We start from the raw sequence: 18,332 nt of genomic DNA, 5'->3' as shown, positions 1-18,332 counted from the left end.
TCAATGCAACTTGAGGCGGGGCTCCGTACTCCGTCCCAATGCGTCTGCCAGCATGCGAGCAACCACCCGCCGTGTACCGAACAGGCTCCTCTGATGCATGCGATACAGTGAGATGTAGAACATCCTGGCCAGCCAGCCCTCGACCTTGAATGACCCCATGAGGTTGCCCATCAGCGTGCCAACGGCGCCCTCCCTCGACAGGGACACCAGCGATCCATAGTCCCGATAGGTGAAGCTGGGCAGCGGGCGCCCCTCGATACGGCGGGCAATTGCCAGCGCAAGGAAGTGAGCCTGCTGATGAGCGGCCTGTGCCCTTGGAGGCACGTTTGTACCGCTGTGTCCATTCGGGCAGGCTGCACAATCCCCGAATGCGAAGATTTTCGGATCCTGCGTTGTCTGCAGCGTTTCAGATACCTCGAGCTGGTTGATGCGATTGGTCTTGAGGTTCCCGAGGGATGCAAGGAAGACGGGAGCACGGATGCCCGCCGCCCATACCTTCAGCCTCGCAGCAACCTTGATGCCATTGGCGAGTTGCAGGCCCTCTTCATCCACCAGGGTGACAGCCGAGCCACACATGACACGAACGCCTTCATGTACAAGTCGCTCGGCTACCGGCAGGCTCACGCGCTCTGGCAGAGCTGGCAGCACTCGCGGACCAGCCTCGATAAGCGTGATCTTTAGATTCTCGGGAGAGATCTTGTCCAGCCCATAAGCGCTAAATTGCCTCGCAGCATCACGCAACTCGGCAGCCAGCTCGACACCGGTGGCACCGGCGCCGACGATCGCAACCTCCAGTGTTTCTGACTTGCCACGCGCTTGCGCGCCCATGTACTCGCTCAGCAGCCGCTTCTGGAAAGCAATGGCGGCATCGGGATCGTCCAGGAACAGGCAATGATCCGCTGCACCGGGAGTTCCAAAGTCGTTCGTTCCGCTACCCACGCTGATCACCAGGGTGTCGTAGGAGATCGAGCGACGGGGCGCAATAACGTTGCCCTCCTCATCGTACAGTGGGGCAAGCTCGATCTTTCTGGACTTCTGATCCAAACCCGTCATCCGCCCCAACTGAAACTGGAAGTGATTCCAGCTAGCCTGGGCGAGATAGTTGAGCTCACTTTCTGCGGCATCCAACGCGCCTGAGGCAACCTCGTGAAGAAGTGGCTTCCACAGATGCGTCATCCGAGCATCGACAAGAGTGACTTTTGCTCGCCCTGAGCGCCCGAGCTTCCGGCCCAGCTGCGTAGCCAGCTCCAGCCCTCCGGCCCCACCACCAACAATGACAATACGATGCATTTTGATTCCCCAGGTATTTGAGTTGCCAGCGACGCCCACGAGCACTTCATGGCTCAGGCATCTAGACGTTGGTTAGTTCAGGACCTCAACGGAATGGAAGCGGAGCTGACCATCCCAATCCTTGTCGACGGCTACCTGCGCTCGTGCACGGCTTGCTTCGAGCGCTGCGAAGTCAATGTCAGCAATCGCCCACTCCTGATCGTCGGAGGTCGCTGCGAGCACGCCGTCACTGGGGAAGCCATGGTCCATCGGTGAGAGGATCATTGCTTCACCGGTGTTGACATCAAGCGCTTCACTCCAGTCGGCGACGCCGGCGGTGACCGCCTTTGCCACGAACATCCGATTCTCAAGCGCTCGCGCTCGGCACCCAACATCGACACGGGTGGCACCGGCGTCGGTGTCGGTGCAACTTGGCACCAACAGCAAGCGCACCCCTGCCTCCTGCTGGAGGCGAACAGGAAGCGGAAATTCGCTGTCATAGCAAACCGCAATCCCGACACGCTTTCCGTCCTGCTCAAACGCCGCGATGCGATCGCCAGGCTCGATGACAACTGCCTGCTTCTCGAAGCCAGTAAGCTGAAGCTTGTCCTGCCATCCGCTGCGACCATCAGCTGTGAACCACCAGGCACGGTTGCGATACATCCCATGGGATGTTGCGGTGAGGAACGTTCCTGCCTGGATGGTCATTCCCAGTTCGACAGCCAAGGTGCTATAGAGCTCACACCATGCGCTCTGATAGATCTGGAGCGACTCCAGGGTGGACCTCAGGCTAAGCTGAAGAGCTTCTGGAAGAGTCGAACCCAGTTCCAGCGACAGGTATTCCGGAAGTACTGCAAGCTCAACTCCTTGTTCCCTTGCGTCATTCAGAATTCGGCGCTGGCGCGCAGCGAACTCGGCAAAGGTCTTCGGACGACCGATCACGTACTTAGCTGCTGCAATCTTCATGTAACGTCCTCCAAGGAACGGAGCCAAAGTGAAAGTGTCTGCTCGGTTTCGTGCGTGGCCCCATGCTGCCGCCAGGGAAGAGCGACCTTCATCGCGCTCTGTTGTGCATACCCACGGCGAGTCCAGAAGCCTTCATTGCTTCGATATCCAGGTGGCCTAAGCGGATCAGTCTCCGACCGAACCACCGACGCGAAAGAAGACCACTTGAAGCCCTTTCGTCGGGCTTGCTCCTCTCTTCGATCAAAGAAGACGTGGCCCAAGCCAGCTCCTCTGTACTCCGGCCTCAGTACGGACTCCCCGCAGTAGAAGACTTCTTCTGGCCGGGGACCGTGCTCCTGGAAGGGACGAATGAAAGCGGCATCGGCGCTCAACAAAGGAAGGCCAGTCGATGCACCTACAACGTCCCTTCCATCCCTGGCCAGGACAACGATGCCCCCGTCAGACGTCGCATAGTTGCGGAGGTAGTGACGCTCATAGTCCATGTCTCCTTCGTACAGGTAGGGATAGCTACTGAATATCTCGATCCGCAGCTGAGCGACGCGATCGAGCCAGTCCTCGATTTCGGTGCCGACCAGTACCTCTACTCGCACGTTGGTAGCCATTTCAGGGCGCCTTGTGGACCTGGGAAATCCAGTCCTCCAGGTTGTAGTAGTTGGTAACGCGCGCAATCTTTCCATCACGGATGTCAAAGAACGCGCCACCGGGAAGAACATAGATCTGCCCTGCCGCTGCAGGGAGACCTTCGTCCGTGTGGTGGTAGAGTCCGTGCACCACGTACTCCGCGCCGGCACGCGCACCATCGCTGCTGTACATCACCACGATGTCGTGAAGCTGCTCGCTGTAGCAGGAATCCATGCGGCTCAGGAACGCGCGGAATGCGTCGATCCCTACTTCGCGATTCCCCTGATTTAGATCGTGCACAACGTCATCAGTGAGCATCGAGAGCATCGCGTCGCGATCACCGCGGTTGAATGCCTGGTAGTACTCTTCGATGTAGTTGAACTTGCTCATCAGGTTCTCCGGTCAGGTGAGGGTGTGGAGGAATTCTGGAGACCTGGAGAATTGTTGTATATGGAATTGATAGGATTTCATAATTCCCTAAAATGGAATAATATGAGCCCAACGACCACGGGGGCCTTGAGATGAACAGCGAGCTGGATCTTCTAAAGACGTTTAGGGCCGCGGCTGAGGCGCCGAGCTTTCGTGAGGCCGCTGTTCGACTGGGAAGCTCTCCTCAGGCCATCACCCGAGCGATACAGGCCCTTGAAAGTCATTACGGGGAGCTGTTGTTCCACCGAAGCACACGCCAGGTTCGCATCACGGCCTTTGGGGAGGATCTCTTACATCAGCTGCGGCCGGCGCTTGAGGGCTTAGACAAGCTGTGGCGCCCGCGAACCAAGGCGACGGCCTCACAGATTGTGGGCACAGTCCGAATTAGTGCCCCTCACAGCATGGGCTCCAGGGCAGTTCTTGCCGCCTTGGATACAGTGACCCAAAGTCACCCGGGAATTGTCTTGGACGTTCGCTTAAGCGATCGGGTTGCAGACGCTGTCGATGAAGGGATCGATGTCGGAATCCGCGTCGGCTTCATGCGTGATAGCAGATTCATTGCGAAGAAGGCAGGAGAGATGCGACTGCACATCGTTGGCTCCCCCGCACTTGTAGAGAGAATCGGAGCACCAGCGGAGACTAGCGAGCTCTCGCGGTTTCCACTGGTTGCGTCGGTGGACATCAATACAGGCAGGCCCTGGCCCTGGTACCTGGCTGGAGGCGTACAGGTGGCGCCGACAGCACCGGCCTTCATTGCAGACAATGCCGACATGGAGATGGCAGGGGTCATTGCGGGCTTGGGGTTTGCCCAACTTGCTGATTACATGGCTGCCCCACTCATTCAGTCAGGTGTTCTGCAGCGTGTGATGGAAGAATTCGATCCTGCCCCGTGGGGCTTGTACGTCTATCGGCCACAACGCGGCCCAGTCTCACCTCGCGTCAGAGTAGTTTTCGATGCACTCCATTCCGCCGTCGGAGCACTACCGAGCCTTATGCAGATGACGCCCTCCCCCACCTCGGCCCTAACGCCATCCAAAGCAGGGAAGCGCTAACGCCGAGTCGCTTGGCCGCTCTCTGATACGGGATCTGGCCACCATGAGCGCCAGGGACGCTCATGGTGGCCAGAAGAGCGTCGGGTCAACCCGCGCGGGCGAGTTCCTCAGCCAAGAAGGGGGCGGTACGGCTTCTCTTCACGCGAGCGACCTGTTTTGGAGTTCCTGCCGCCACGATCTGCCCGCCCGCGTCACCGGCACCTGGACCCACGTCGATTACCCAATCCGCCTGAGCAACGGCACGCATGTCGTGCTCGATCATGACCACCGTATTGCCGGAATCAACGAGCCGCTGGAGCTGCACAAGCAGCCTATCCGCGTCCGAGGCATGGAGGCCCGTAGTAGGTTCATCCAGGACATACAGTGTCCGCCCGCGCTGGCTCCGTTGAAGCTCTGTGGCCAGCTTGATTCGCTGCGCTTCACCACCCGATAGCTCGGTAGCCGGCTGGCCCAGTCGAAGGTATCCAAGGCCGATCTCCTTCAGCAACTGAAGTGGGCGAGCGATCGCGTCCTCATCGCCAAAGAATTCACGTGCATCCTCCACAGTCATCCGCAGAACGTCTGCAATGTTCTTACCGTTCCAAAGCACCTTCAGCGTAGCCTCGTTGTATCGCGCACCGTGGCACGTTGGGCACGGTGCATAGACGCTAGGCATAAACAGCAGCTCGACGCTCACGAATCCCTCCCCTTCGCACGTCTCACAACGTCCCTTGGCCACGTTGAAGGAGAATCGACCTGCGTCGTAACGTCGACGCCGCGCATCTGGTGTTGCGGCAAAAAGCTTTCGAACATGATCGAAAAGGCCGGTGTAAGTCGCGAGATTCGATCGCGGCGTCCGTCCGATTGGCTTCTGATCAACCTGGACGAGACGCTGAATAGCATCGACATCTCCGCCGAGGTGTCCCCCTGTCGTCTCGATGACGGTTGGCCCGTCTGCTGCCCCCGTTTCCACCGCGTCGTCCTCAGGCTCGTGCCCAAGTTGAAGCATCATCAGCTCCGGCAACGCCTGGGCGACGAGGCTGGACTTGCCCGATCCCGAAATCCCGGTCACCGCGGTGAGGATGCCCAAAGGTATCTTTGCATCAATGCGCTTCAGGTTGTGACGCTGGATGCCCTGAAGTTCCAGCCAACCACTCGCTTGACGCTCTTGGCCACTAGGGGGCGGGACCTTGTCAAAGAGGTACAACGCGGTACGTGACTCGTCGATGTCACGAAGACCATCCGGCTCTCCACTGTAGAGCACTTTGCCGCCCCGCTCTCCCGCCTCAGGCCCAACATCCACCAACCACTGGGCACGGCGCATCAGCTCCAGATCGTGCTCCACAACAAATACGGAATTACCACCGTCGCGGAGGCGGTCCAAGGCGTCATAGAGAGCCTGGCTGTCGGAGGGATGAAGGCCTGCCGACGGCTCGTCCAACACGTACACCACGCCAAAGAGCAGCGAGCTCAACTGCGTGGCGAGTCTCAATCGCTGCAACTCGCCAGCGGACAATGTCGGCGTAGCGCGATCCAAAGTTAGATAACCAAGCCCAAGGCCACGCAACTGACTGATTCGGCTCATCACTCCACTAGCGAGGCGCTGCGCGGCCAGGCGCTTCTCCTCCGACAGCGCTGAGGTGCGGCGGACGTCAGGAGACACCGCGTGGACCGCCCGCCCACTGGCCGCCCTATCGGCGCGATCACGACGGGTGGCCTCCTTGTTCGCCTTCCCCCCGCCAGCATGAGCACTGAAGTCTCCTCGAGAAATGGGCTCGAGCAGGGACGCCAGTTGGTCAAGAGGCATCTGCATGAATTGACCAATGTCCACACCCGCAAATGTCACTGACAGCGACTCTGCCTTAAGGCGCTTGCCATGGCAGGTGGGACAAAGCTTTCCCTCCATGTATCGCGATACGCGGCGCCTCATCAGGGCACTTTGCGTGTTAGCAAACGTGTGCAGGACATACCTACGGGCGCCAGTGAAGGTTCCCATGTAGCTTGGCTCAGTCTTACGCTTCAGGGCCGCACGCGTCTCCGCTGGCGTGAACCCAGCATAGACCGGCACAGTGGGCGACTCCTCGGTAAACAGAATCCAATCGCGGTCCTTCTTGGGAAGGTCCTTCCAAGGTCTATCAATGTCGTAGCCCAGCGTCACCAGAATGTCGCGAAGGTTCTGCCCGTGCCATGCAGGTGGCCACGAAGCAATGGCACGCTCACGGATGCTCAGCTTTGGATCCGGCACCATGAGGGCCTCTGTCACCTCGTACACATGGCCAAGGCCATGGCAGGTCGCGCATGCGCCCTGGGGAGTATTGGGTGAGAAGTCCTCGGCATAGAGCATAGGCTGATCAGCCGGATATGCTCCCGCGCGGGAATACATCATACGAATGAGGCTGGATAGCGTGGTGACGCTACCCACCGAAGATCGCGCATTGCTGGCACCACGCTGCTGCTGCAGTGCTACCGCTGGCGGGAGTCCATCGATGGAGTCAACATCAGGGACGCCTGCTTGATCGATTAGGCGTCGAGCATAGGGAGCAACGGACTCAAAGTACCTCCTTTGAGCTTCCGCATAGATTGTCCCGAATGCAAGAGATGACTTCCCGGAACCGGATACACCGGAAAAGACGACCAGTGCGTTGCGAGGAATTGAGACATCAACGTCTCTAAGGTTGTTCTCACGCGCACCGCGCACCTCTACAAGGCCGCTTGCTGCGACACTGCAGGAAGCTTCACCGAATGTGGCGTTTGGCATGTGCATGTCTCTGTAGGTTGTAGACGTTAAGTTCAGCTGGATCACTGGCCCGAAGAGGGATCGGCTTCGGTTTGCGATGCCTCTTCATCCAAGGCTCGCTGCCATGCCTGTCTCTCAGCCAAGGCGCGCTCAGCTCCCCGATCAGTGGGCCGATACCAGTTCGGCCTCTCCACACCCTCCGGCAGGTACGTCTGTCCAGCTGCGTAGCCGTCTGGCTCATGATGCGCGTAGCGATATGCTTGTCGATACCCCATCTGCCTCATAAGCTTCGCTGGAGCATTCCGAAGATGCATGGGAACTGGTAATGATCCGTGCTCCTTGACGAAGGCCCTTGCTAGATCCCAAGCCGCATAGGACGCATTCGACTTGGGGGAGAGCGCCAGATAGGTCGCAGCCTGGGCCAAGACAATTTCACCTTCAGGAGAGCCAAGTCGCTCATACGCCTGCGCAGCGTGGATGGCCAAGTGCAGAGCGCCCGGATCAGCATTTCCGATATCTTCGCTTGCCATAACAATCATTCGACGTGTGACCTGGCTCACGTCCCCGCCCCCATCCAGAATGCGCGCTAGCCAGTAGAGGGAGGCGTCGGGATCAGAGCCACGCAGTGATTTGTGAAACGCGGAGAGCTGCCAATAGAACTCGTCCCCACCCTTATCGAATCGACGCAGTGACGGGCTGGTGGAGCGCTTGGCAAACTCAAGATCCACCTCTTCCACCCGCTTCTCAGAGGCCGCAGTTGAGACCTGCTCGAGAAGATTCAGGAATCTGCGGCCATCACCATCAGCGAAGCCCTTCAGCAGCTGCAATGCGGGATCGGAGAGGTCAACGCCTCGCAAGTGAGGTCTGGCGCGTTCGTAGAGCTTCTCAAGATCTGCGTCAGACAGAGGCTCAAGTGTGTACACCTGCGCGCGCGAAAGCAGCGCCGAGTTAACGGCCAGTCCTGGATGCTCTGTGGTGCCGCCCACCAGCGTGAGTAGCCCTGATTCAACGTGAGGTAGCAGCGCATCCTGCTGGGCCTTGTTGAACCGGTGAATTTCGTCGACGAAAAGCACCGTGGAGCGACCGCGTACGTCGAGTTCGGCCCGCGCATCATCAATGGCCTGCCTGATGTCCTTTACCCCGGCGAGTACGGCGGAGATCGCAATGAAGTGACTGTCAGTCACCATCGCTGCGAGGCGCCCCAGGGTGGTCTTACCGACGCCCGGGGGCCCCCACATGATGAAGGAGTGCAGACTTCTTGCTTCAAAGGCAAGACGCAAAGGCTTCCCCGGCCCCAGCAGGTGCTGCTGCCCAACAAACTCGTCGAGAGACTTCGGTCGTAGCAGTTCGGCCAGGGGTGCCCTTGGTTTCGCTGTGAATAGATCTGCCAAGGTGTTCTCCTTCGGGAAGTCAGTTGCGAGTATGCATTCGGAGCTTCTTGGCCCCTATTTCAGCTTCCCATCCAATGAGCCGCTTGTGGCATTGCTTGCTTTATCACGGAGGATGATGCGAGCTCCTCTGTATCCAACGCTGTGATTCCATACCCAGCTCATTGCGACGCTCAGGCGATTTCGCACTCCGATAAGGAAGTAGATGTGAGCGAGCTTCCAGATCCACCATGCGATTCCTCCGCTCAGCTTTAGCTTCCCCATATCGATTACTGCAAGGCTGCGTCCAATCGTGGCGAGGTTGCCCTGGTGCCGGTACTTGAATGCAGCGGTCCTCCGCGCCCCTGTTATCAGCCCTTCAATCTGGCCCGCGACGTACTTGCCTTGTTGCTTGGCCGCCGGCGCGATTCCAGGAACGGTCTTTCCGTTCGCAGTGGCTGATGAAGCAGTGTCCCCAATCACGAAGATGTTGGGGGAACCAGGCACCGTTAGATCAGGGCCGACGATTGCGCGCCCCGCCCGATCTGATTCGGTGTCGAGCCAACGTGCGGCTGGAGACGCCTGAACTCCGGCTGCCCAGACGATTGTGGATGCCGCCAGCTTCCTGCCATTGAGCATCACCCCATCAGAGGCGCACTCTGTGACAGGTGCCCCCAACAAAACGGATACCCCAAGCTTCTCGAGGGCGCGCCTCGTGTACTCGGAGAGCTTTTCAGGAAAGACAGGAAGCAGCCGCGGACCCGCTTCAATGAGAAATACCCGGGTTTTGCTGGGATCAACTGACCGAAAGTCATCCTGCAGCGTGCCTCGCGCCAGCTCCGCGATGGTTCCGGCAAGCTCGACACCTGTAGGCCCACCACCAATGATCACAAAGGTTTGAAGGGCTTCTCGAACCTCGGGATCATTGCAGAGCTCCGCTTGCTCGAACGCGCTCAGGATCCTGCCTCGAATGGTTGTTGCGTCCTCCAGGCTCTTCAGGCCTGGAGCGTACTTCGACCATTCGTCATGCCCAAAGTAGGCATGTGTCGCTCCCGTAGCGAGCACAAGGGTGTCGTAAGGGTATCGAGTGCCGTCCTGAAGGATCACTTGGCGGGCAGCTTTATCCACACCCTCGACCTCCGCCATGAGGGTCCTCACCTCCGGGCGGTCACGGAACAGATAGCGGATCGGCCATGCAATCTCCGACGGTGACAGTGACGCACCAGCTACCTGGTAGAGCAGCGGCTGGAACAAGTGATAGTTCCGCCGGTCAATGATTGTTACATCGACATCCACTCCTTCAAGGTGCGTGGCGGCCTCCAGTCCGCCGAAGCCCGCCCCAACGATCACAACTTGATGACGATTTCTGGAGGTCTTGATCACGGCAGCACTCCCTAATTAGGTGCTCAGTGCCGATGCGTGGTGCTTGAGGTGATCGGCAATGAAGCTGGAGATGAAGTAGTAGCTATGGTCGTAACCATCGCGAAGGTTCAGCGAAAGCGGATGATTCGCCTTGGCGCATGCATCTCGAAGCAGTTCAGGGCGAAGCTGATTCTGCAAGAAGTCATCACTGAGCCCTTGATCCACCAGTAGGGGCAGGCGCTCCTTTGCATCTGCAATCAGCTCCACGGCGTCATACTGCCGCCACTGCTCCTGATCTCCCCCCAGGTAGGCCGAAAACGCCTTCTGGCCCCAAGGAACCTGGGTGGGCGCCACTATCGGAGAGAAGGCGGATACGCTGCGATAGCGACCTGGGTTTCGCAAAGCGATGACCAAGGCACCGTGGCCGCCCATTGAATGGCCGCTAATTGAGCGAGCCTGGCTAACAGGGAAGTTCTTCTCAACGAGAGCAGGCAGCTCACTTACAACGTAGTCATACATGCGGTAGTGGTCAGACCACGGTGCCTCGGTGGCATTGACGTAGAACCCCGCGCCTTGGCCGAGATCGTAAGCTGGATCATCCGCGACGGACTCTCCGCGCGGACTTGTATCCGGAGCAACGATGGCAATGCCATGCTCAGCAGCGAGCTGCTGCACTGCAGACTTGGTGATGAAGTTCTGCTCTGTGCACGTCAGGCCAGAGAGCCAGTAGAGAACAGGTACCGGGCCGCTGGACGCCTGCGGAGGGAGATAGACTCCAAACTTCATGGTGCAACCAAGGCTGGATGATTCATGCTGGTAGACGTCCTGCCATCCACCGAAGCTTGCGTGACGCTCAATGCGTTCCATTGTTCTTTCCTCTGAATTGAATTTGATAGGCCATCTATCGCGAATCGAATGTGGCCTTAAGCGAGGCTTTAGGCCTTGTCCTCGACTGCCGAGTCACCGTGTGCATGCCTAATCCTTCGGACAATCCACCAAATCAGCAGCAATACAGCGGGAACCAAGATCGCAGTGACGGTTGCTGCGATGTCATGCGTCCCAGGCAAACCCTTGAGCAGGTATGCGAGAAGACTCACGACGTAGTACGAGATGGCGGCCACCGACAAACCTTCCACCGTCTGCTGCAGGCGCAGCTGAACCTTCGCCCGTTCATTCATGGACGCCAGTAGGTCGCGGTTCTGCCGCTCGAGCTCAACATCAATCCACGACCGAAGGAGCGAGATTGAGCGCGTCAACTTGTCTGAGAGCTTCCCCTGTCGCTCCTTCACTGACTGGCAAGTTCGCATGGCCGGTGCAATCCTTCGATACAAGAAGTCCGCCCAGGTGCTATAGCCGGCAACTTGATCCTCCGCCAACGCATCCAGTCGCTCTTCAACAATTTCGTAGTAAGCCCGACTTGCACCAAACCTATAGAGATTTGCCGCGGCGTCCGCCTCCAACTCTGCAGCCAAGCTGGTCAAATCCGAGAGGAGTACGTCACTGTCACGACGTCCACCGGAGGCCCTGCGCATCTCTTCAGTAATTGCAGCCAGACGCGCCTCCATGCGACGAAGATTCGACGTCATGGAGCGAGTCAGCGGTAGCGCTAGCAGGGCAAGCGTTCGGTATGTCTCGACCTCGAGCAGTCGTTGTGCCAGCGCCCCTGCCCGCGCCGGAGTCAGGCCGCGATCAAGGATGAGCATGTGGGTTAGCCCTTCCTCGTCTTGCCGGAAGTCGGTCACAATGGCCGCGGCACCGTTCTCAACCAGCGAATAGCAGCGGCTGACGGGATCAAAGCAATCTATTTCCTTCTCCGCCACCGCGGTCCAAGGCAAAAGCCTGACGCTAACAGCCGAGATCACGGGTCCTGGCGGCTTGAATCCCTGTCTAAACGGGTTGTCCCCACAAGGCTCACCTGTTTCTGAGCTCAGTGGTGCGCTCCAGAGGTAGGAAGAGAACTCAGTGTGCTTCTCGCAGTGCAGATCGCCCTCATTCCACGTAAGCGCGTGATGAGGTGTGGTGTGATCCTCGACTGCAGCCCCCATACGACCTGAAAGATCGTCGATCGCGGCACGATCTCGACTCATGTCCCCTTCTGTCATGAAGGAGAGCTGGAGAAGGCTTCGCGGAGACTGGGTGAGCAGGTGCGGTCGCGCATGGACTTCCTCAACGGCGGCGCGGCGGTCCGCGTGCGCCGGCATCCCATATACGTAGCCTTCTGCTGGCGTGCCTGCAGCTTGGCTCAGGCCGGATGGGTCATTCATACATAGCCTCAAGAATGGATGATCTTCTAAACACCGCTCACGGGAGGTCTATCACTTGCTTGTGCGATAGCTCAGCGAAAGGTCGCGTGGTGGAACCGGCTCTGGTGTAGGGCGGTAGTGGGAACCACAACAAGCTGGGAGGACGGCACCGCATAGATCGCAGGCCCTTGCTCTCCCACCTTCCAAGCCAGGCGCGGACCACATGGGAGTCGCAACGAGGCTGGAAGCTCACTTCAAAGGGCCTGCCATGACTCAGTCAGATGCGGAAGGCAACGATGCCGACAGAGATTGCCCGCCCCAAGAAATACAGACAGGCACAACTCGACTGACATCATCCAGCATGCCTTGGAGCCTCCTGGAAAGGCCTCAACGTCCTAGTCGTGACGCCCTAACCCACGAAGGGGTTAGGAATGGCGGGTTCTACTTGGAAATGAAGTAGTTCGGACACCCATAGATTGCCTCCTCTACTTAGTACTAGCGCCATCAAGCAATGTCGCGAACTGACTAACGGAGATAGGAGCGGACAATAGAGATGGTCTCGTCAATCGACTTCCTTTGAGAGTCGGTGTGGGTGTCGCTATGCGGGAACTCTTCACGCAGATAGCTCTCCAGAACCGTCGCCATCAAACCATTGACCGCCCCGCGCACAGCAGCAAGCTGCTGAAGTACTGCAGCACATTCCGCCCCGCTCTCCAGAGCCTGCTCCAATGCAGCCACCTGTCCGCTGATCCGACGTACGCGGGTAAGGGCCTGCTTTTTCTCCCGAGGGCTGTGAGGCATTGCGCACCTGTCCGTATCACATGAGGGAACGATACTATACTCCCCGATAGTATGCAAGCTAGCAATCTGGGAGGGTCTTTAACTCCGTCAACTGAGTCTGCGCCTGATTTCGAGCAGCCGCCAGAGGCCAGTGAAAGGCCCCTCTCGCCCCACCCGCACACCAGAAAAGGCGGGCTCCTGCAGGAGCCACGCCCCACCACTCGGGAGAGTGGTTACATGTAGATGAATTGGCGGTATAGCTTGTCTAGCTCCAGCCTGACGAACTCGATCTCCTCCTCGTCCCCGGCATCAGAGAGATCCAGAAGCTGTCGCTCCTTTGATGTAATTCGATCACAGAGATCTTTTAGGCTGGCGCAGAACTCCGCTGAATGGGCATGCGACCGGTCAGGGCGAGCCTCTGTTGATCCCAACATTCCGCGAGACGTTGACGGGGTGATGCCGAACTCCTCATTGAACGCGATCTGATGCTGTCGCCTGTCATCAGTCTCAGAAATGGCCTGCCGCATCGCACTGGTGATCGTATCGGCATACATGATCGCCTTACCGCGCGAGTTTCTTGCAGCTCGTCCAATCATCTGAATGAGGGCCTGGCTCGACCGAAGGAAGCCCGCCTGGTCCGCATCAACGATAGCGACCAGAGAGGCCTCGGGAATATCGAGCCCCTCTCTCAGCAGGCTGATACCCACTAGCACATCGAACTCGCCGGCCCTCAGCCCATTGATGATCTCAACTCGATCCTCTGCCTTGATATCCGAGTGCATGTACTTCGCACGCACCCCTTGATCCTCGAGGAACTCGCACAGCTCCTCAGCAGACACCTTTGTCAGCGTGGTCACCAAGACCCTGTCGCCCTCTCGTACACAACGGGCGATCTCTGACAGAAGATCGCACCTGTAGCCCTCCCTAGGCCTCACCTCTACCAGCGGATCGAGCAAGCCAGTGGGCCTGATGAGCTGGTCAATCAATCTTCCCTTGGATCTCCCAATCTCATAGGCGCCAGGCGTAGCCGAAACGAAGATCGTCTGGGGCTTGATGGCTTCAAACTCAGAGAAGCTAAGCGGTCTGTTGTTCATTGCCGAAGGTAGACGGAACCCGTACTCGATTAGAGTCTCCTTCCTGCTCTGATCGCTCCTGAACATTGCCGCGATCTGGGGAACCATGACGTGCGACTCGTCAACAAATAGCAGGCCATCCTTCGGGAGGTAGTCCATGAGCGTCGTCGGCCTAGCTCCTGACGGCTTTGAGTTCAGGTAACTGGAGTAGTTCTCCATGCCAGAGCAATATCCCAGCTCCCTCATCATCTCCACGTCGTTCGTGATCTTCTCGTAAAGCCTATTTGCCTCAACGATTCGACCAGATGCGTTGAGCTCCGCCACCCTGGCCTCCAAATCCTTGAGGATGGCCTTCGTAGCCTCATTGATTTCTGTTTTGGGGCTTGCGAAGAGTGTCTTTGGAGAAACGAGGTAGCGCGTCTCATCGCCAAGCTTCTTCCCTGTAACCGCATCAATCCAGATGAGCGACTGCACTCTCCCCTCGTCCGTGAGCTCTACTCTAATTGCCTTGTACTCAGAGTCGGCGGGAAAAATATCGACCACATCGCCAGACACACGGAACGTGCCACGCTTCAGGGTCCGCTCAGTCCTGTCGTACTGAAGCGATGCAAGCCGACGCAGGAAGTCCCTCTGATCCAGCTCGATTCCAAGCGCAAGCTCAACCTGCAGATCCCGGTAGCTCTGTGGGTCTCCCAGTCCATAGATTGAGGACACCGAAGCGACAACAATCACGTCTCTACGCTCAATCAGAGACTTCGTAGTCGATAGTCGAAGCCTCTCAAGGTGATCATTGATGGCTGAGTCTTTCTGGATGTAACGATCGCTACCTGGGATATAGACCTCTGGCTGGAAGAAGTCGTAGTAGGAAACGAAATACTCCACGGCGTTCTCGGGGAACAGCGCCTTCATCTCCCCGTAGAGCTGAGCAGTCAACGTCTTGTTTGGCGCAAGAATGAGCGTGGGTCGCTTCAGCCGATGGATCACATTGGCCATCGTGAAGGTCTTCCCTGACCCTGTAATTCCCTTCAAGGTCTGATGTGTTGCTCCCTCCTCGATGCCAGCAATCAGCCTGGCAATCGCCTCGGGCTGATCCCCCGCCGGCGTATGATCCGAATGCATCACGAACATATCTGTTGACATCACTCTTGCTCCTGCTGGCTCAATTTTTGATCGTTATGGAAGTTAAAGCCGTCTAGAATATTCCGCCGCATACGTGCGGACAGAATCGGATGAGCGACACGAATGCTACCTTTGGGCAAGTTCTTTCCAGGTGAGCCTCGTAATCCATGGCTGACTGACGCTAGGGCATGAGCTTGCCTGCTGGAAAATGCCGGAGCGGCCTCACAAGTGCACCGACCTTCCTCCGCTCACACCTCACTCCTCCCTACGTGGCTGCTGCACTGGCTGCTGTACCGACTCCTGATCGACCACAGTCAGGGCCAGCGTAGACATTAGCTCTGTCTCGATCGTCCTCTGCATTGAGTAGATCGGGAGCGCGTTCGGCGCGGAACTGAATGGCTCCTCCAGCTGACGGCCCAGCGCATCGAGACCAAAAAACGTGTACGCCACAATGAGCACCGGTAGAAAGGTCCACCACCCCAATGTTCCTGCCAGCGCAAAAGGAAGCGTTGTGCAGAATACGATCGCAGTCCGGTGAAGCAGCAGCGAATACGAGAATGGAATCGGAGTATTGAGTATCCTCTCGCACCCACCTTGGATACGAGCCAAGTTGGCAAGCTGCTTGTCCAGCACCGAGTACTGAATCGAGTCGATCCTTCCCTCATGAGCCAGATGGGCAAGCTTCAAGCCAATGCCCTGGAGCACAGCGTCCGTCGGATTCGGGCCTTGTGATGCCTTGCCAATATCCCACCAAGGTGCGATCGCATGGGCTTCGTCGGCTCGGCGCAGTCGAGAATAGAGGCCCGCACTGAAGCCACACAGGCCTCGCAGGATCTGTGCTCGGCTGTTTGGATCCAGCAGGGACGTCTGCCTGGCTATCGAGCGACACGCTATGACCAGGTCACCCCAAAGGTGCCTCGCCTCCCACCATCTGGAGTAGCAAGCGTTGTTTCGAAAGCTCATGAATACGGAAAGTGCGATACCAATGAGCGTGAACGGAACGGCACTGAAGCGAGCAAAGATTCCTGGATGCTCCGTTGATGCGAGCACCGCTCCTGCGGTCACAATGCTAATCAGTAGTAGATGCAATGCGATCCTGGGCAGGATGGTACCCCTGACGGCAAACGCAACGTCCCACAACGTCGGCTGCCTTCGCATTCTCGTTTCAACATCTGGGAGACGGTGTGTCATGCCAACCTCTGATTCATTGATCGACTGCTGGCGTCGATACGCCCAGGCAACAAATTCCTTCCACTTGAGTTCGAAATGCGAATGACATCACGCCGTTCGCATGACACTGCTACAGCAGGTCTAATGCAGTTCATCGTCGGCAGCCTCGGGCATCCATAGTTCAATGACCGTCCCTGTCAGGCCGGTTCTCTCCACAGACAGGCTGCCACCGTAGCGGTTGGCAAGCATCTGACTGATGGAAAGACCCAGCCCGGTACCTTGACGATGTTTGGTCGTAAAGAATGGCTCAAAAATTCGGACCAGAATATCCTGAGGAATGCCGCTTCCAGTATCTGAGACTCGCAAAGCGACGCCAGGGTGACCATGAACGTCGTCAACGTCCAACGTCGCCAATCCCAGCGTTCCGCCCTTCTGCATCACATAGATTGCATTGATCATGAGGTTCACAAGAATTTGCTGCAGCTCGCCCCGATTGCCCGTTACGAGCCGTGTGGACAGGAAGTTCTCCTCTATCTTCACGGGATGGCGCTTGATGAGGTGTTGAATCAGGGGCAGCGTCTCCAACATCAGCGTGGCGGGCTCTAGCAGCTCACTATGACCGGAGTACTCACTGGGCTTGGAGAACTGCAGCAACTTGGAAACAATGGTGCTGATACGCCCAATCTGATCCTCAATGAGGTCAATCTCTTCTCCAAACCGCTGGCCCTCGGGCTCCCTGATCGAGTCACGCAGAAGCTCGAGGTTCCCCTGCATGACGGCAAGCGGATTGTTGATCTCGTGCGCTATTCCTGCTGCGATCTCGCCAATTGTTGCCAGCTTCTCAGTGACAATCAGGTGCTGGGTCGTCTCTTCTAACCGTCTATTGGCTAGTGCGAGACCAGCAGTTCGCTCCTCTACCCTGGAATTGAGCTCCTCGTTCCAGGCGACCAGCTGTCGTTCCTTCTCTTCCAGCTGACAGAGCAGCTGGTCCAAGTGCGAAGCGACACGTCCGATTTCATCATTGGATGCCCCTGCTCCGGAGCGAGCACTGCGGTCACCCGCCTTGACCCGTCCAATTGCCTGATCCATCCGCTCAAGTGGCTTGAACACGCCGCGAGCGATGTACAGAAAAAGGGGTACGGTGATGGCTGCAACAAGCAGGCAACCGAACACGATCGCTCCGATGGAATTTCGACGGGCGGTGGTGAATGGCTCCTCCAGAAAGCCCACGAAGAGCATACCAATGGGTACGCCCCGGCCATTGAGAATGGGCATATAGCCGGCAATGTACCAATCATTGACTACGTAGGCTCTCGCCTGCCAGGTCTTTCCCTGGCCCAGCACGGCCTCGGCCACTTCAGAAGACACCCGTGTCCCCGACGCTGGGTTCCCTCCCGCCAACAACGCGTTGGTGCTGATGCGGGTATCACCAAGGAAGATGGAGGCTATCCCTGTTGCGCCAGTACGCAGGGCCTTATCGCGGTAGACAAGATCAGTGATCTGCTTGATGAATTCGGTGTTGTGGTTCAGCAGAGTACCCGCAATCAAGACGCCGACCTGATTGTTTGGCAGTGCAACCGGCGTTGCAGCTTGAATCATTAGGCCCCGCTTCTCACTCTGGGCCGAATCGACAGGATTCCTTGCGTTATGCGGACGAATGACCTCGGCCCGTGCGGCGAGCTTTGGGGAGATCTCCATCAGATCGTCCCGACTTACCACCCCCACCTCCACGCTGGACGCCCCCTTCAGGGCCTTTTCGATGACTGACCAGTCCAAGTCAAGCTCAGCTGGCGAGGCCGGCTCGCTACTAGCCAACAAGCGACCGTTTGAATCCAACAGTGCGATGAAGTCTAGTGAACCACCTTGGGCTTTCGACGCTAGTAGGCTGCCAAGCTCTGCATTCTTGTTGACCCCCTGGCTAATGACGCCATGGAAGCTCTGCGAATCAGCAATCGCAGCCAGCGTCGCGCGGTCGTTGACGAGCAGCTGGTTCATGTACTGTCCCGCAACTTTCAGGTCCCCGCCGACCTTCGAGGCGAGCAGTCGGTCGAAGCGCAAATCCCATTGGTAGATGAGTCCGCCGACGATAGCCGGCAGGATCACAAACATTGGAAGGATCGCGATTAGAAGCAGGCGGAAGCGAACTGAGCGCGCTCGGTTCATTG

General features: G+C 57.8%; 14 protein-coding genes. 1 reads left to right on the top strand and 13 read right to left on the bottom strand.

Features of this window, described 5'->3' with window-relative positions; genetic code table 11:
• From AC3ITW_RS10925 to AC3ITW_RS10910, 4 genes are all read right to left on the bottom strand, one after another.
• Positions 1–1,290: an NAD(P)/FAD-dependent oxidoreductase gene (locus AC3ITW_RS10925; protein ID WP_164171422.1), complete on the bottom strand. Its 1,290-nt coding sequence runs from the start codon at positions 1,288–1,290 to the stop codon at positions 1–3.
• Between the two features lie 72 nt (positions 1,291–1,362).
• Positions 1,363–2,235, bottom strand: coding sequence for a carbon-nitrogen hydrolase family protein (locus AC3ITW_RS10920; protein ID WP_017354476.1), 873 nt, complete (start codon positions 2,233–2,235; stop codon positions 1,363–1,365).
• Positions 2,232–2,837 (bottom strand): GNAT family N-acetyltransferase, encoded by a 606-nt coding sequence (locus AC3ITW_RS10915; RefSeq protein ID WP_017354477.1) that lies wholly within the window; start codon positions 2,835–2,837, stop codon positions 2,232–2,234. The genes AC3ITW_RS10920 and AC3ITW_RS10915 overlap by 4 nt, the downstream gene beginning before the upstream one ends.
• A gap of 1 nt (position 2,838) precedes the next feature.
• Complete coding sequence (locus AC3ITW_RS10910; protein ID WP_005413338.1) at positions 2,839–3,246, bottom strand: ketosteroid isomerase-related protein; 408 nt, start codon at positions 3,244–3,246, stop codon at positions 2,839–2,841.
• 131 nt (positions 3,247–3,377) lie between these two features.
• On the opposite strand from AC3ITW_RS10910, the gene AC3ITW_RS10905 reads away from it, so the two are divergent.
• Complete coding sequence (locus AC3ITW_RS10905) at positions 3,378–4,337, top strand: LysR family transcriptional regulator (protein ID WP_032966742.1); 960 nt, start codon at positions 3,378–3,380, stop codon at positions 4,335–4,337.
• An 85-nt stretch (positions 4,338–4,422) separates the two neighbouring features.
• On the opposite strand, the gene AC3ITW_RS10900 is transcribed toward AC3ITW_RS10905, so the two are convergent.
• The 9 genes from AC3ITW_RS10900 to AC3ITW_RS10860 form a co-directional block, all read right to left on the bottom strand.
• A complete protein-coding gene (locus tag AC3ITW_RS10900) occupies positions 4,423–7,074 on the bottom strand; it encodes an excinuclease ABC subunit UvrA (RefSeq protein WP_032967168.1) in 2,652 nt (883 codons plus the stop codon).
• 41 nt (positions 7,075–7,115) lie between these two features.
• Positions 7,116–8,444: a replication-associated recombination protein A gene (locus AC3ITW_RS10895; protein WP_005413341.1), complete on the bottom strand. Its 1,329-nt coding sequence runs from the start codon at positions 8,442–8,444 to the stop codon at positions 7,116–7,118.
• A gap of 54 nt (positions 8,445–8,498) precedes the next feature.
• A complete protein-coding gene (locus AC3ITW_RS10890; RefSeq protein WP_164171424.1) occupies positions 8,499–9,803 on the bottom strand; it encodes an NAD(P)/FAD-dependent oxidoreductase in 1,305 nt (434 codons plus the stop codon).
• 15 nt (positions 9,804–9,818) lie between these two features.
• On the bottom strand, positions 9,819–10,649 hold the full coding sequence (gene fghA, locus AC3ITW_RS10885; protein ID WP_005413342.1) for an S-formylglutathione hydrolase: 831 nt from the start codon (positions 10,647–10,649) through the stop codon (positions 9,819–9,821).
• 68 nt (positions 10,650–10,717) lie between these two features.
• Positions 10,718–12,046, bottom strand: a complete 1,329-nt coding sequence (locus AC3ITW_RS10880; protein ID WP_164171426.1) for a DUF3422 family protein — start codon at positions 12,044–12,046, stop codon at positions 10,718–10,720.
• 504 nt (positions 12,047–12,550) lie between these two features.
• A complete protein-coding gene (gene frmR, locus AC3ITW_RS10875) occupies positions 12,551–12,826 on the bottom strand; it encodes a formaldehyde-responsive transcriptional repressor FrmR (RefSeq protein ID WP_017354484.1) in 276 nt (91 codons plus the stop codon).
• 212 nt (positions 12,827–13,038) lie between these two features.
• On the bottom strand, positions 13,039–15,018 hold the full coding sequence (uvrB, locus tag AC3ITW_RS10870; protein WP_197598266.1) for an excinuclease ABC subunit UvrB: 1,980 nt from the start codon (positions 15,016–15,018) through the stop codon (positions 13,039–13,041).
• Between the two features lie 234 nt (positions 15,019–15,252).
• Entirely contained in the window at positions 15,253–16,188 is a 936-nt protein-coding gene (locus AC3ITW_RS10865; RefSeq protein ID WP_239518979.1) for a bestrophin family protein, read from the bottom strand.
• A 120-nt stretch (positions 16,189–16,308) separates the two neighbouring features.
• Positions 16,309–18,330, bottom strand: coding sequence for a cache domain-containing protein (locus AC3ITW_RS10860; protein WP_164171428.1), 2,022 nt, complete (start codon positions 18,328–18,330; stop codon positions 16,309–16,311).
• Positions 18,331–18,332: the final 2 nt, after the last annotated feature.

Source organism: Stenotrophomonas sp. KH_052, assembly GCF_057838755.1.
Note: the sequence above shows the minus strand (reverse complement) of the source record. Positions and strands in the feature narration are given on the sequence as shown.